This window comes from Carboxylicivirga sp. M1479, from assembly GCF_007097485.1.
Lineage (GTDB): Bacteria > Bacteroidota > Bacteroidia > Bacteroidales > Marinilabiliaceae > Carboxylicivirga.
In genome coordinates, this window is record NZ_VKDE01000031.1 from 19,702 (window position 1) to 35,457 (window position 15,756).

General features: G+C 38.1%; 15 protein-coding genes. 13 read left to right on the top strand and 2 right to left on the bottom strand.

Going from position 1 to position 15,756, the window contains the following annotated elements:
* The 13 genes from rplO to FNN09_RS16750 all read left to right on the top strand — a co-directional run bounded on the left by rplO (position 1) and on the right by FNN09_RS16750 (position 12,409).
* Positions 1-447: a 50S ribosomal protein L15 gene (gene rplO, locus FNN09_RS16690; RefSeq protein ID WP_143303622.1), complete on the top strand. Its 447-nt coding sequence runs from the start codon at positions 1-3 to the stop codon at positions 445-447.
* Positions 448-451: 4 nt separating this feature from the next.
* Complete coding sequence (gene secY / locus FNN09_RS16695) at positions 452-1,798, top strand: preprotein translocase subunit SecY (protein WP_143303623.1); 1,347 nt, start codon at positions 452-454, stop codon at positions 1,796-1,798.
* Between the two features lie 21 nt (positions 1,799-1,819).
* Entirely contained in the window at positions 1,820-2,605 is a 786-nt protein-coding gene (gene map, locus FNN09_RS16700; RefSeq protein WP_143303624.1) for a type I methionyl aminopeptidase, read from the top strand.
* A 15-nt stretch (positions 2,606-2,620) separates the two neighbouring features.
* Positions 2,621-2,839, top strand: a complete 219-nt coding sequence (gene infA, locus FNN09_RS16705; protein WP_143303625.1) for a translation initiation factor IF-1 — start codon at positions 2,621-2,623, stop codon at positions 2,837-2,839.
* A 14-nt stretch (positions 2,840-2,853) separates the two neighbouring features.
* Positions 2,854-2,970, top strand: coding sequence for a type B 50S ribosomal protein L36 (gene ykgO / locus FNN09_RS16710; RefSeq protein ID WP_071792536.1), 117 nt, complete (start codon positions 2,854-2,856; stop codon positions 2,968-2,970).
* Between the two features lie 11 nt (positions 2,971-2,981).
* Complete coding sequence (gene rpsM / locus FNN09_RS16715) at positions 2,982-3,359, top strand: 30S ribosomal protein S13 (RefSeq protein WP_143303626.1); 378 nt, start codon at positions 2,982-2,984, stop codon at positions 3,357-3,359.
* A 10-nt stretch (positions 3,360-3,369) separates the two neighbouring features.
* Complete coding sequence (gene rpsK / locus FNN09_RS16720) at positions 3,370-3,759, top strand: 30S ribosomal protein S11 (protein WP_143303627.1); 390 nt, start codon at positions 3,370-3,372, stop codon at positions 3,757-3,759.
* A gap of 146 nt (positions 3,760-3,905) precedes the next feature.
* Positions 3,906-4,511 (top strand): 30S ribosomal protein S4, encoded by a 606-nt coding sequence (gene rpsD / locus FNN09_RS16725; protein ID WP_143303628.1) that lies wholly within the window; start codon positions 3,906-3,908, stop codon positions 4,509-4,511.
* 9 nt (positions 4,512-4,520) lie between these two features.
* Positions 4,521-5,513, top strand: a complete 993-nt coding sequence (locus FNN09_RS16730; RefSeq protein ID WP_143303629.1) for a DNA-directed RNA polymerase subunit alpha — start codon at positions 4,521-4,523, stop codon at positions 5,511-5,513.
* Positions 5,514-5,518: 5 nt separating this feature from the next.
* Positions 5,519-6,043 carry a 50S ribosomal protein L17 gene (rplQ, locus tag FNN09_RS16735; RefSeq protein ID WP_143303630.1) on the top strand — a complete coding sequence of 175 codons (525 nt, stop codon included), beginning with the start codon at positions 5,519-5,521 and terminating at the stop codon, positions 6,041-6,043.
* 130 nt (positions 6,044-6,173) lie between these two features.
* On the top strand, positions 6,174-7,475 hold the full coding sequence (gene eno, locus FNN09_RS16740) for a phosphopyruvate hydratase (RefSeq protein ID WP_143303631.1): 1,302 nt from the start codon (positions 6,174-6,176) through the stop codon (positions 7,473-7,475).
* Between the two features lie 152 nt (positions 7,476-7,627).
* Positions 7,628-8,941: a citrate (Si)-synthase gene (locus tag FNN09_RS16745; RefSeq protein WP_143303632.1), complete on the top strand. Its 1,314-nt coding sequence runs from the start codon at positions 7,628-7,630 to the stop codon at positions 8,939-8,941.
* Positions 8,942-9,082: 141 nt separating this feature from the next.
* Positions 9,083-12,409 carry a two-component regulator propeller domain-containing protein gene (locus FNN09_RS16750; RefSeq protein WP_143303633.1) on the top strand — a complete coding sequence of 1,109 codons (3,327 nt, stop codon included), beginning with the start codon at positions 9,083-9,085 and terminating at the stop codon, positions 12,407-12,409.
* 277 nt (positions 12,410-12,686) lie between these two features.
* Here the strand turns inward: FNN09_RS16750 and ychF are convergent, their stop codons facing one another.
* Both ychF and hutH read right to left on the bottom strand, forming a co-directional pair.
* On the bottom strand, positions 12,687-13,787 hold the full coding sequence (ychF, locus tag FNN09_RS16755; RefSeq protein ID WP_143303634.1) for a redox-regulated ATPase YchF: 1,101 nt from the start codon (positions 13,785-13,787) through the stop codon (positions 12,687-12,689).
* A gap of 230 nt (positions 13,788-14,017) precedes the next feature.
* Positions 14,018-15,523 carry a histidine ammonia-lyase gene (hutH, locus tag FNN09_RS16760; protein WP_143303635.1) on the bottom strand — a complete coding sequence of 502 codons (1,506 nt, stop codon included), beginning with the start codon at positions 15,521-15,523 and terminating at the stop codon, positions 14,018-14,020.
* Positions 15,524-15,756: the final 233 nt, after the last annotated feature.

A 15,756-nucleotide genomic window follows, 5' to 3' on the forward strand; every position in this document is an offset into this window, starting at 1 on the left:
ATGAATTTAAATAACTTAAGACCTGCAAAGGGTTCGGTAAAGACCTCAAAGCGTATCGGTCGTGGACAAGGTTCTGGTCGCGGTGGCACATCTACTCGTGGACATAAAGGAGCTAAGTCACGTTCTGGTTACTCACGTAAGTTTGGTTTTGAGGGCGGTCAAATGCCTTTGCAGCGACGTGTTCCTAAATTCGGATTTAAAAACATTAACCGTGTAGAGTATAAAGCTGTTAACATTGAAATGTTACAAGTTTTAGCTGAAAAACGTGAGTTAAGTGTTATAGATCCGGAAGCTTTAATGCAAGCCGGTTTAGTTAGCAAAAACGACTTGGTTAAAATTCTTGGTAATGGTGAGTTAAAAGCTAAATTAGAAGTGAAAGCTCATGCATTTTCTGAGTCAGCAACCAAAGCGATTGAAGCTGCAGAAGGAACCGTAGTAAAACTGTAATTGAATGAAACTATTCGAAACCATCCGCAACATCTGGAAAATTGAGGATCTAAGATCCAGAATCACAACTACATTTGGACTACTATTAATTTATAGGTTAGGTTCTTTTGTTGTGCTTCCTGGTATTGATCCGACGCAACTAAGTGCGCTAAAAAGTCAAACAAGGGACGGTGTATTAGGCCTACTCGATATGTTCTCAGGAGGTGCGTTTTCTAACGCTTCTATCTTTGCATTGGGTATCATGCCATATATCTCTGCTTCTATCGTCATTCAATTGATGGGAATAGCAGTACCTTACTTTCAACGTCTTCAAAGGGAAGGTGAAAGTGGACGTAGAAAGATCAATCAGATAACTCGTTATTTGACTGTTTTGATTTTAGTAGTACAAGCACCAGGTTACTTAACTAACCTTTTCAATCAGTTGCCAGACGCGGCTTTTGTAGCTACAGGTTGGGCGTTTACAGTTACTAGTACAATCATTTTAACTGCCGGAACAATGTTCGTGATGTGGTTAGGTGAGCGTATTACCGATAAAGGTATTGGTAACGGTATTTCCCTAATCATCATGATTGGTATTATTGCTCGCTTACCTCAGTCGATGTTTGCCGAGTTCATATCAAGAATGGAAGCTGCTAGTGGAAGCGGTGGTTTGGTTATGTTGCTAATCGAGTTTGTTGTGTTGTTCTTTGTATTTGCTGGAACAATCGCTTTAGTTCAGGGTACTCGTCGTATTCCTGTACAGTATGCAAAGCGAATTGTTGGTAATAAGCAGTACGGAGGCGTTCGTCAATACATTCCATTAAAAGTGAATGCAGCTGGTGTTATGCCAATCATTTTTGCTCAGGCAATTATGTTTATACCTGTAACGTTTGCAAATTATGCAGATAGTGAAGTAGCAAGTGGATTTGCGTCTATTTTTGCCAACTTTACTGGGGTAGGATATAATGTGATCTTTGCCCTAATGATTATTGCATTTACTTATTTCTATACGGCTATTACAATCAATCCAACGCAAATGGCGGAAGATATGAAACGTAATGGAGGATTTATACCAGGTGTTAAGCCAGGTAAGAAAACGGTTGAATTCTTAGATTCAGTAATGTCTAAGATCACGCTTCCGGGTTCTGTATTCCTTGCATTAGTTGCAATCTTACCTGCTTTTGCGATGATGGCTGGAGTTGATCAAGGTTTTGCACAGTTTTTTGGTGGTACATCATTACTAATTTTAGTAGGTGTAGTATTAGATACTTTGCAGCAAATCGAAAGTCATTTGTTGATGAGACACTATGACGGATTAACGAAGTCGGGTAGAATTATGGGCAGATCCGGTGGCGGAGCTGCTGCATTATAATGTTGTTATACGATCATTGACATGATTTATTTAAAGACTGACGAAGAAATTGAATTAATGCGCATTAGCAACCAATTGGTGGCTAAAACGCTAGGTGAAGTTGCAAAGGCTATTAAGCCAGGTGTTTCTACGTTAGAGCTAGATAAAATAGCAGAGACCTTCATTAGAGATAATGGAGGTACTCCTGCCTTTTTAAATTATCAGGGTTTCCCTAACACACTATGTACTTCCGTTAATGAACATGTAGTACATGGTATACCAAGTGATAAACCTTTGCAAGAAGGGGATATTGTTTCGGTTGATTGTGGGGTTTTATTAAATGATTTTTACGGTGATTCAGCCTATACTTTTCCAATTGGACAAGTTGCACCTGAAGTAAAAGCATTATTAGATGCTACCAAAGAATCGTTATATAAAGGCATTGAACAAGCAATTGAAAACAACCGCTTAGGTGATATAGGTAATGCTATCCAAACTTACACAGAGGATCTCGGTTATACCGTTGTTCGCGAAATGGTAGGGCATGGAATAGGAAAAAACTTACATGAAGCGCCTGAAGTGGCTAATTATGGTAAAAAGGGAAACGGTACTAAATTAAAGACCGGTATGGTTATTGCTATCGAGCCAATGATCAATTTAGGCAAGCGCCAAATTGTTCAGGAAGATGATGGATGGACCATTAGAACGATCGATAATAAAGTGTCTGCTCATTATGAACATACTGTAGCAATAAGAAAAGGTAAGGCTGATATACTTTCTAGTTTTAAATTTGTAGAAGAAATATTATCTTTGCAGTCTGAAAAATAAAAAGTTATAGAAATTATGGCGAAACAAGCCTCTATAGAACAAGACGGAACAATCATTGAAGCCTTATCCAATGCCATGTTTAGAGTGGAATTGGAAAACGGACACATCATTACTGCACATATCTCTGGTAAAATGCGTATGCATTATATTAAGATCTTACCAGGTGATAAAGTAAAGGTAGAGATGTCTCCGTATGATTTGACAAAAGGAAGAATTTCCTATAGATACAAATAATAAAGTGACTGATCATGAAGGTTAGAGCATCTGTAAAGAAAAGAAGTGCCGATTGCAAAATCGTAAAACGCAAAGGGCGCTTGTATGTGATTAATAAAAAGAATCCCAAGTTTAAACAACGTCAAGGATAAATTATAAGATTATGGCAAGGATTGCTGGAGTTGACATACCGTCAAACAAAAGAGGTGAGATAGCTTTGACTTATATCTTCGGAATAGGTAGAAGCCGTGCCCAAGAGATTCTTCAGAATGTTGGCGTTGACGCTAATATGAAAGTTTCAGACTGGACTGACGAACAAATTAAAGCTGTTCGTGAAAGTATTTCCGACAATTATAAAATTGAAGGTGAATTACGTTCTGAGGTTCAATTAAACATCAAGCGATTGATGGATATTGGATGTTACCGTGGTATTCGTCACCGTATCGGATTACCATTGCGTGGGCAGTGTACTAAAAACAATGCTCGTACTCGTAAGGGTAAGAAGAAAACTGTTGCAAATAAAAAGAAAGCCACTAAATAATAAGTAAGATATGGCAAAGAAGTCAGGATCTCAAAAGAAGAGAGTTGTTAAAGTGGAGGCTGTTGGTCAAGCTAACATCCATTCCTCTTTCAATAACATAATCATTACATTGGCCAATCAAAATGGTCAAGTGATTTCTTGGTCTAGTGCAGGAAAAATGGGTTTCCGTGGTTCTAAAAAGAACACACCTTATGCTGCGCAAATGGCTGCTACTGATTGTTCAAAAGTAGCATTCGATTTAGGACTAAGAAAGGTAAAAGTTTATGTTAAGGGGCCAGGAAACGGTCGCGAGTCTGCGATTCGTTCTATCCACGCAGCAGGTATTGAAGTAACAGAAATTGTTGATGTTACACCACTACCGCATAATGGATGTCGTCCTCCAAAAAGAAGAAGAGTTTAATAACTCGACTAGTTGTTAACCATAGGTTTTTGATGGCAAATTTTGAATACGAGAATTGGTTATATGATTATTTCTCCTCTCTATAATCTAGCGGCTGCCATATTCAATATTTAAAATCAAAAATTTAAAATCAAAAATTTAGAAGAATGGCTAGATATATTGGTCCAAAAACAAAAATCGCCCGTAAATTCGGTGAAGCGATTTATGGTCCGGATAAAAATTTCGAAAGAAGAAATTTTCCTCCTGGGCAACACGGTAATAATCGTAGACGCAAAACAAGCGAATACGGATTACAGTTAAAAGAAAAGCAAAAAGCTAAATACACTTATGGTGTATTAGAAAAGCAATTCCGTAACCTGTTTAAAAAAGCTTCTCGAAGCAAAGGTATTACAGGTGAGGTATTACTAGGCTTTTTAGAATCTCGTTTAGATAACGTTGTTTATCGTATGGGAATAGCTCCTACAAGAGCAGCTGCAAGACAGCTTGTATCACACCGTCACATTGTTGTGGATGGTGGAATCGTCAATATCGCTTCTTATCAGGTAAAAGCCGATCAGATTGTGGGTATTCGCGAAAAGTCAAAATCGCTTGAAGTTATTTCAAACTCTTTGGCAAATACAGGTGTGCATAAATATTCCTGGTTAGAATGGGATCAAGATTCATTTGCAGGTAAATTCTTGAATGTACCTGAAAGAAGTGATATTCCTGAAAATATTAAAGAACAGTTGATTGTTGAATTGTATTCTAAATAATTAATTCTTATGGCAATATTAGCATTCCAAAAACCAGATAAAGTAATTATGCTGGAAGCCGACGAAAAATTCGGCAAATTTGAATTTCGTCCGCTTGAACCAGGGTATGGTATTACCGTTGGAAATGCCTTAAGAAGAATATTGTTGTCCTCTTTAGAGGGATACGCAATTACAACTGTTAAGATCGAAGGCGTAGATCACGAATTCACTAGCATCCCTGGTGTTATTAATGATGTTACCCAGATCGTTCTTAATCTTAAGCAGGTTCGCTTCAAAAACTTGGTAGAAGATACAGAGCAGGAAACTGTGACTGTAAGTATTTCAGGGAAAGAAGAGTTTACAGCTGGTGATTTAAATCAATTCATGACAGGGTTTGAAGTATTAAACCCAGAGTTAGTAATTGCTAAGATGAACCCAGAGGTAAATCTGCAGATGGTATTGACCATTGAAAAGGGAAGAGGTTATGTTCCTTCTGAGGAAAACAAACCAGCTGAGGCAGAATTTGGTTTAATTGCTATCGATTCAATCTTTACTCCAATTCGCAACGTTAAGTATGCGATTGAAAACTATCGTGTAGAGCAAAAAACTGACTATGAAAAGTTAGTTTTGGAAATTGAGTCAGATGGTTCAATACATCCTAAGGATGCCTTAAAAGAGGCCGCAAAAATATTGATTTATCACTTCATGTTATTCTCTGATGAAAAGATTACTCTTGACTCAGATGAGAAGTTTGGCAACGAAGAGTTTGATGAAGAAGTATTACACATGCGTCAGCTTCTTAAAACTAAGCTGGTAGATATGGACTTATCAGTACGTGCGCTTAATTGTTTAAAAGCGGCCGATGTGGAAACACTTGGCGAACTTGTAACATTTAACCGTAACGACTTACTTAAGTTCCGTAACTTCGGTAAGAAGTCACTTACTGAGTTAGACGATTTGTTACTCAACATGGGACTAACTTTCGGAATGGATACCGCAAAGTATAAATTAGACAAGGAATAATAGCGATGAGACATAGAAAGAAATTTAATCATTTAGGTCGTAAGAGCGCACATCGTAAAGCGATGTTAGCTAACATGGCTTCGTCTTTAATTCTTCACAAAAGAATTAAAACAACCGTTGCTAAGGCTAAAGCATTACGTATGTATGTGGAGCCTCTTATCACTAAAACAAAAGAGCTTAGTACTGTTGAAGAACGTACACACGCTCAAAGAACTGTATTTGCATCTTTAAAAGATAAGTTTGCAGTTAAGGAGTTATTTGGTGAGGTTGCTGAAAAAGTAGCTGACAGACCAGGAGGTTATACTCGTATTTTAAAGTTAGGTAACCGTTTAGGTGATAACGCAGAAATGTGTTTGATCGAATTGGTTGACTATAACGAAAACATGTTAAGCGAGAAGAAAACCTCTACAGCAGGTAAGAGAACAAGACGCGGACGTAGAAAAGCTACGGTTGCTTCGGAAGCTCCTGCTCAGAATGAAACTTCAAATGAGCAGGCCTCTGATTCTACAGAAGCTGAATCAAAAGAATAAATCATTGATTAAAAAGGAAAGACTATGGTTTTTCCTTTTTTTCATAAAATGCTTAAAAGGGGATAATGGCGAAATAGCATTATCCCTTTTTTTTAGAAGATTATCAATCAATACATAAACAAATATTATTATGGGACAAATTGCAAACATTCATGCACGCGAAATCCTTGATTCACGAGGAAATCCTACAATTGAAGTTGAAGTAACACTTGAAAGTGGTTTTGTTGGACGTGCTGCAGTACCTTCTGGTGCTTCAACAGGTGAGCACGAAGCTTTAGAGTTACGTGATGGTGATAAAGGTCGTTACTTAGGTAAAGGTGTTTTAGCAGCTGTTAAAAACGTAAACGATGTTATCGCTCCTGAATTAGTTGGAATGAGCGTTCTTGAGCAAGTTGCTATCGATAATAAAATGTTAGAGCTTGACGGAACTAAAACAAAAAGCAAATTAGGCGCTAACGCTATTTTAGGTGTTTCTTTAGCATCTGCACGTGCTGCTGCTGAGTATTTAGGTATGCCTTTGTATCGATATATTGGTGGTACAAACGCTGTTACTTTACCAGTTCCAATGATGAACATCATCAACGGTGGTTCTCACTCTGATGCTACTATTGCTTTCCAGGAGTTTATGATTCGTCCAGTTGGAGCTTCATCTTTCCGCGAAGGTTTACGCATGGGTGCTGAAGTATTCCACGCTCTTGCAAAAGTATTAAAAGGTAAAGGTTTATCTACTGCAGTAGGTGACGAAGGTGGTTTCGCACCAATGTTAGGTGGTACTGAAGAAGCTATTGACTGTATCTTAACTGCTATCAAAAACGCTGGTTACAAAGCAGGTCGTAAAGAAGATTGTGGTGATATCTCAATCGCTATGGACTGTGCTTCTTCTGAATTTTTCAAAGATGGAGTATACGATTATAGCATTTTTGAGCCAAACGGTATCAAACGTAACTCTCAGGAGCAAGCTGCTTACATGGCTGAATTAGTTGAGAAGTTCCCAATCGATTCTATCGAAGACGGAATGGACGAGAATGACTGGGACGGATGGGTAGCTTTATACAATGCTATCGGAGACAAGTGTCAGTTAGTTGGTGATGACTTATTCGTAACTAATGTTGATTACTTGAAGAAAGGTATTGAATTAGGAGCTGCAAACTCAATTCTTATCAAAGTTAACCAAATTGGTACTTTAACTGAAACATTGAACGCTATTGAAATGGCTCACCGTGCAGGTTATACTTCAGTAACTTCTCACCGTTCAGGTGAAACTGAAGATTCAACTATTGCCGATATTGCTGTAGCTACTAACTCTGGTCAAATCAAGACTGGTTCTTTAAGTCGTTCTGACCGTATGGCTAAATACAACCAATTACTTCGCATTGAAGAAGAATTAGGTGAAAGAGCTGTTTACGGATATGCTAAAGTTCAGAAGAAATAGTAATATTTCCATATGATATAAGATAGGCTGGCCATTTTTTGGTCAGCCTTTTTTTTGTCTTCAATGCCATTAAACAATTTAGGAGCTTGGACGTTATAAAATAGCTTAACCTCACGCAGAAGCATATTATTAATTCTATCAGCTCACTAAATATGGATTATATTAAGGAAAAAATTCTCGAGATTGGCCGACCAAAGGCCGAAATGGTTAAAGATTTACTCAAAAAGCATGGTGATGATGTTATACAAGATGTGACACTTGGACAAGTGTTAACAGGTATGAAAGGTATGGTTTCATTACTAACTTGTACATCAAAGTTAGATGCTGATGAAGGTATTCGATTCAGAGGCTATACAATTCCTCAATTACAAGAGTTACTGCCTAAAGTAAACGAAGGTGGTGAACCATTGCCAGAAGGTTTGTTTTATCTGATGCTAACGGGTGAATTACCAACCAAAGAGGATGTAAATCATATCAGTGAGCAATGGGCACAACGGGCACAAGGAATTCCGTCGCATGTGTTTAACGTTATTAATGCCTTACCTAAGGACGCACACCCGATGATTCAGTTTAACACTGCCATTTTAGCAATGTCAACAGAATCTCAATTTAGAAAGGCCTACCTAACAGGAATGGATAAGAAAGACTATTGGAGTCCTACATACGAAGGTGTTATGGATTTAATAGCTAGATTACCCGTTATTGCTGCCTATATTTACCGTCGTGTATTTCACGATGAACAGTATATCGAGATTGATCCTAGTCATGATTGGGCAGCTAACTTAGCGCATATGATGGGGCATGACAGCGATGAAGTGCATCGATTAATGCGCCTTTATACTGTTATCCATGCCGATCATGAGGGAGGTAATGTATCGGCGCATGCTACGCACTTGGTAGGTTCAGCATTGTCAAATCCTTACTATAGTTTTTCAGCAGGGATGAATGGTTTAGCAGGTCCTCTTCATGGTATGGCTAACCAAAATGTAATGCACTGGATTCATAAAATGATGCGTGAAATTGGTAGTGAAAACCCAACCGAGTCGCAAATAAAGGAATACGCTGAAATGACACTTAAAAATGGACAGGTTATACCTGGATATGGCCATGCCGTGCTTAGGAAAACGGATCCACGCTTTACGGTGCAACTTGAGTTTGCTAAGAAGTATGCCCCTAATGCTCCGTTAATTCAAATGGTGGATAAAATTTACAATGTGGTGCCGGATTTGTTATCGAAAACAGGAAAAGTTAAGAATCCTTGGCCAAATGTTGATGCAATTAGTGGATCCTTGTTGTCATCTTTCGGTATAACTGAATATCCTATTTATACAGTTTTATTTGGAGTGTCAAGATCTTTAGGTGTATTAACTCAATTAATTTGGGATCGATTATATGGATTGCCAATTGAACGACCAAAGTCGCAGAACCTCAAGTGGTTCGTTGATAAAGTTAATTATCAAAAATAAATATTTTAAAGAGGCTTAGGCCTCTTTTTTTTGCCTTAGAATTGAGGGGATGTTTCGCTCCAAAGTTTTTTTTCATTGCTAATGTCTTTATTAATCATCTAACCGTAAAAGATCAGTTGTTTTTTATTACTTTTATCAACAATGAGTGTGTTGATTCAAAGGTTATTTGGTCATTCTTTTCGATGTAATGGCGGTTGTAGGTACAAAGCAGTTATTATTCTGCTAGTTGTATGTGCTACTTTATCCAGTGCGCAAAGTAATCGATTATCTGTTGATAGGTTTACAATTAAAGAGGGCTTATCTAATAGTCATATCACTACTTTGTTCCAAGATAGTAGAGGTTATATTTGGGTTGGTACATCTGATGGACTCAATCGTTATGACGGTTATGGTTTTGCTATTTATCGCCATCATCCTTTGATCGATAGTACTATTGTTGGTAATTATATTCAATCAATTATTGAAACACCGGATGGTAATATTTGGATTGGTACACGAAATAGTGGGATTGCCGTCTGGCAACGTGAAACTGGTACCTTTTTAAATATTGGTAAAGAGTCGGATTTATTTAAAGGTTTACGTGAAAATGGTGTTTATGGCATGCAGTCTATCGGCGATTATGTGTGGACTAAAACGCGTAATGCCATAGCGAAGATTAATCATCAGACCAAGGAGTTTACAAAGTACGATCATTATTCATCTGTTCTAAAGAAAGGAAACAGTTCATCTTATTCCGTTGCTTCCACAATTGGTAAAGTGTGGTTTGGCTCAAAAGATGGTATTCAATGTATTAATAAGGAAGACGATGTGCTGCATCGTATAGAGGCAGGTAAGCTGGATAAGCAAGTAGAAGTTAGTAGTCTAGTTGTTGTGTCGGATACAATTTTGTTAGCTGGATCAGAAGAAGGGCTGTGGAAGTATGATATTAATAACGGTGTAATCAACCAGGTTTATAAGAAAACAAATCAACGTAATGTCGAGGGCATTAATACCATGTATGCTTGTGATGATGGTAAGATTTGGTTAGCAACAGCTAATGGCTTAATGTACTCGCATGCGCCTTACGATGATTATCTTCATTATGAAGTCAGTCAGCAGTTTATTGATCCATTGCGTAAGATAACAGCTATACTTGTTGATGCTAGTGGGTTATTATGGCTCGGTACCGAACAGGATGGTTTATTCAAGATTGATCAAAAGCCGTCGAAGTTTTCATCTATCTCTGTGAACGATGATATGGAATACCCCATAGATTGTTACGATTTTAATTCGGTGTTTGTAGATGATGAAAACAATCTATGGTTAGGTACGGCACAAAAAGGTATTTATCGAATAAATCGTGATACAAAACAGTTTAAGCATTATACTATTTATCCTGCGTATGTCGATAAAAATGACCCTGATGTAAACTGTATTTACAAAGATTCAAAAGGTAACATGTGGTTTGGAACCGACGAAGGTATCTTTAAAATGCTTGCAGGCAGTCAGCGTATACATGAGTATGATTATACTTTGAGTAGCGACTTTAGATATCTGTTAAAAACCAATGTGATTAACGATATTATAGAAGATAGATTGGGGCATATGTGGTTTGCCAGTCAGTTTGGTTTGTATCGATTTGATGGAAATAAAATTGTGAGTTATTGGTCAGATAGTGATGCTGATTATAGCTTATGTGATGATGAAGTGAATGTGCTGTTTGAGGATGAAGAAGGGCAAATTTGGATTGGAACCAATAATGGTATTAACATTTATAATGTGGTCAGTCGTACTTTTGAAAGCATTCGTAATCAGGATGGAAAAGATAAGGTGTTAAGTCACAACATAATTTCCGCATTTGCAGAAGATCATGATAAGATTGTTATAGGTACGCACTCTGGACTATCATACTTTGATAAAAATGCAAAGACCACATCCTTTTGGATGGATGATGATTTATTGAGTGGAAAGGTATATGCTGTTGAGATAGATGATTACAACCGAATTTGGGTTAGTACTGGTATTGGTATATCTTCAATAATACCTGGAACCCCACCCTTCCACTACAATAATAGCGATGGTGTACCTGATTATAATTTTAATGTAGGAGCATCGTGCAAATACATGGATAATCAATTGTTTTTTGGTGGTGACAAAGGTTTAACAATTATTGATTCTCAGGATGTGCCCACTAATATTAACAAGCCAAAGGTAGTGGTTAACGATGTAAAGGTTTTCAGAAAGGGTCGTATACAGGATTCGTATGAAGGGGAATTGGAAAAGATTGAGGTGTTGTATAGACGAAATACCATGATCAGAGTGTCTTTTGCAGCTTTGGAATACACTTATCCTTCGGCCAATACCTATCGAATAAAGTTAGAGGGTCACGATGAAGAATGGCGAGATGTAACTTATACTAATTTTGTTAATTTTTCTAACCTATCACCAGGAGAATATACCTTGCGTGTAAAGGGTGCCAATAACGATGGTGTTTTAAGTAACAACGAAGCGAAATTAGAGATTGATGTTGTTCCTCCTTTGTGGATGTCGGGTTATGCTTATGCCTTTTATTTAATTTTTGGCATACTGCTGATTCAAACACTAATTAATTACCGAATAAGGAATTATCGAAAGGCATATAAGGCGCTTAATGAAAAGGCCTTGGATAAGAAAAGAATTGAAGTTCAAAAAGAGTCCTTGTCAAGAGTGCACCAGAGCCTTACGGATAGTATTAGTTATGCCAAGCGTATTCAAGAGGCCATGATACCATCTGAAGAAATGGTGAAGAAGATTGTGCCAGAGTCGTTCATCTATTATCGTCCAAAAGATATTGTGAGTGGTGATTTTTATTGGGTTTATCGTAAAGATCATCAGGTGTTTTTTGCTGCCGTTGATTGTACTGGCCATGGTGTTCCTGGGGCTTTTATGTCCATTATTGGATATGATTTGTTAAAGAAAATTGTTGAGATACAGGAAGAGCATAGTCCCGGCCGAATATTGGATCAGTTAAGCCGTGAGGTGGCTCTAACCTTTCAAAAGAATGGTCAGGATGGAAGTTTGAATAAGCAAAGTGTTGACGATGGTATGGATGTGGCGCTTATTAAACTCGATGAAGAGCGCAGGGTTCTGCATTTTGCTGGTGCCATGAATCCACTGTATATTATACGGGATAATGAGTTGATGACCATAAAGGGCGACCGTTTCCCTATTGGTTACTCTGACGATACCAAGCAGCTTTCATACTCTAATCACGAGATAGAAGTATATCCTAATGATGCCATCTATTTATTCTCCGATGGTTTTGCCGATCAGTTTGGTGGGCCAGAGGGTAAGAAGTTTAAATACCGTCGTTTTCGCCACCTCTTACTTAATATTCACAAGCTGCCAATTGATGATCAGAAAGCGATTCTACATCAGAAGATGGAAGAGTGGATGGGTACCGAATATGAGCAGGTAGATGATATTCTATTGATGGGATTTCGATTGTAAATTGATTAATCTTGAGTTGTCGAATTGGTAAACTGTCGAATTGAAAGAACAAACTCATAATTAGAACGACCAGATTCAAGTCCTACTAATAATATCATTTTGATTATTAATTCCGATCGATTAATGACAGTGTTAAATGCAAAGCAAGTTTAACACTAAGGTCATTAACTAATCGGTATAAAACTACAACAGCCCGACATTTGTCGGGCTGTTGTAGTTTTATTGTCTATCTTCTAACAGCGAATTTTATTCGCGATCTAGGCGTCTACAGTCTTTTTTAAACGTTAAAGCGGAAGTGCATAATGTCACCATCCTGCACTACATATTCTTTTCCTTCTACACTCATTTTACCGGCCTCTTTACAGGCTAATTCAGAGCCTAACTCAACAAAGGTATCGTACTTAATAACCTCAGCACGGATAAAGCCTTTTTCAAAGTCGGTGTGGATAACACCAGCAGCCTGAGGAGCAAAGAAACCACGATGAAAAGTCCAGGCACGTACCTCTTTTTCTCCAGCAGTAAAGTAAGTTTGAAGATCGAGTAGTTTGTAGGCCGAACGAATTAACTTGGCTACACCAGATTCTTTTAAACCCATGTCTTCCAAAAACTCCTGACGCTCTTCGAATGTTTCTAACTCTGCAATCTCCGATTCTGTCTTGGCAGCAATCATCAAAATCTCAGCATTTTCTTCTTTAACAGCTTCGCGTAAGGCCTCAACATGTTTGTTACCTTCCAGCACCGAGTCTTCATCTACATTACAAACGTACATTACTGGTTTGTTGGTAAGTAAATATAAGTCTTTAGTAACTTTTTCTTCCTGCTCGGTTAATTCAATTGTACGAGCCGATTTGCCATCTTCAAATGCTGCTTTATAGCGATGTAGTACTTCAACCAATTTTTTGGCATCCAAATCCTTACCTGATTTGGCCACTTTTTCAGTTTTCTGAAGGCGTGCATCAACCGTTTCTAAATCTTTGAATTGAAGCTCCAGATCGATAATCTCCTTATCTCTAACTGGATCAACTGATCCATCCACATGGGTCACATTATCATCATCAAAACAACGTAGAACATGAATGATGGCATCTGTTTCACGTATGTTAGCTAAGAACTTATTACCCAAGCCTTCACCCTTGCTGGCACCTTTTACCAAACCTGCAATATCAACAATTTCAACAGTTGTTGGAACCACGCGTTGCGGGTTCACTAACTCTTCCAATTTAACTAATCGCTCGTCGGGCACAGTTATTACACCCACATTTGGCTCAATGGTACAAAAAGGGAAGTTAGCCGACTGAGCTTTGGCGTTTGATAAGCAATTAAAAAGGGTTGATTTTCCTACGTTGGGTAAGCCAACGATTCCGCACTGTAATGCCATTGTATTATGTCTTAATTTGTTACTTGATTGTTTTGCGCTGCAAAAGTAGTGGTTTTTTACTTAAAAGTATCAAGATAAAACAAGGATCGCATCTTTATAACCATGATTGGAATAATGATGCGATCCATATTTTCTTCGAATAGCTATTAAAAACGGATGACATCTTTAATACTGAAGTTTTAAAAAGATGTCATCCTATACTATTTTATTAGCTCGAGGCTGAATTATATTTATTCGCCAAACTCACCAAATTCTCCTTTCTGAAGAAAGTCAATACTTTTCTCAATCTCTTTATACATGATTTTGTCTTCCTTAACAAAGTCAACACACTCGCGGTATTGCTTTAAGAAATCCTCAAGGAAAGGAGATGTTTTTGCAGGACGACGGAATTCCATTGCCTGAGCAGCATTAAATAATTCCATGGCCAATACTCGCTCAACATTCTGAGCAATTTTTAATGCTTTTGTAGCGGCATTACCACCCATGCTTACATGATCTTCCTGTTCGTTTGATGATGGAATACTATCAACAGATGATGGTGTTGCCATTTGCTTATTTAAGCTGACGATAGAAGCTGCTGAATATTGTGGAATCATAAAGCCACTGTTCAAACCAGGATTAGCAACCAAAAATTCTGGTAAACCGCGTTCGCCAGAAATCAAACGGTATGTACGACGCTCAGAAATGCTTCCTATTTCAGCCATGGCTATTGATAAGAAATCCATTGCTAAGGCCAATGGTTCACCGTGGAAGTTACCGCCTGAAACAATTAAGTCATCCTCAGGGAATACCATTGGGTTATCTGTTACCGAGTTAATTTCGGTTAATACAACATTGGCAACGTAGTTAATGGCATCTTTAATAGCACCATGTACCTGAGGTACGCAACGGAATGAATAAGGATCCTGTACGTGCTTTTTCTCGCGAGTAATAATTTCACTACCCTCTAAAATGGCTTTAATATTACGAGCTGTTTCAATTTGTCCTGGATGAGGGCGCACAGCATGTAATTGTGGGAAGAAAGGTTCAATACGTCCGTCGAAAGCATCCAATGATGTGGCTGCAATAATATCGGCATATTTAGATAAGCGGAAAGCCTTTAATAAAGTATACACCCCATGTGAGCTCATGAATTGTGTTCCGTTTAGTAAAGCAAGGCCTTCTTTTGCGCCTAGTTTAATTGGTTCCCAGTTGTTCTCGGCTAACACATCAGCTGCCTGGCGTAATTCACCTTTGTAATGTACTTCGCCATGACCAATTAATGGTAAAAATAAGTGAGCCAAAGGAGCAAGGTCGCCCGAAGCACCCAATGAACCTTGTTCAAATACAATTGGGTAGATGTCGTTATTAAAGAAATCGCACAGACGTTCTACCGTTTTTAACTGCACCCCTGAGTTACCAATGCTTAAGGCATGAATCTTTAGCATTAACATTAACTTAACCACATCGCGTGGCACCTCACGACCAATACCACAAGCATGGCTCATTACCAGGTTTTCTTGTAATTTACTAAGGTCATCGTTTGAAATAGAGATGTTACATAGCGAACCAAACCCGGTGTTGATGCCATAAACAGGACCATCGTGGTTAGCAATCTTATTATCGAGGTACTGCTTACAATGTTCAATGCGTTGAACTGATTCTTCTGAAATTTCAAGGTGGTAACCTTCTCTAAGGATGGTTTCAATAATTTCAAATGAAAGAGGTGCTGGTGATATTTGAAAAGTTTTTTGCATGATCATTAAATTGGTGCACGTTGGCTTGCGCACAGTGCAGGATTAAAATAGTACTCTGAACGTGACGTTCTAAGCATATAAATTACAATAATATTGATAGATTGGGTGGTTGTTATGATTTTTAATACGCTGGAGCGGATATGTAATCCGTGTCGGTATTCAGGTATGGCACAGATTACAAATCTGCGCTAGCATCCTTCGTTATTGCATCATAACAAAAGCATCTGCGATGC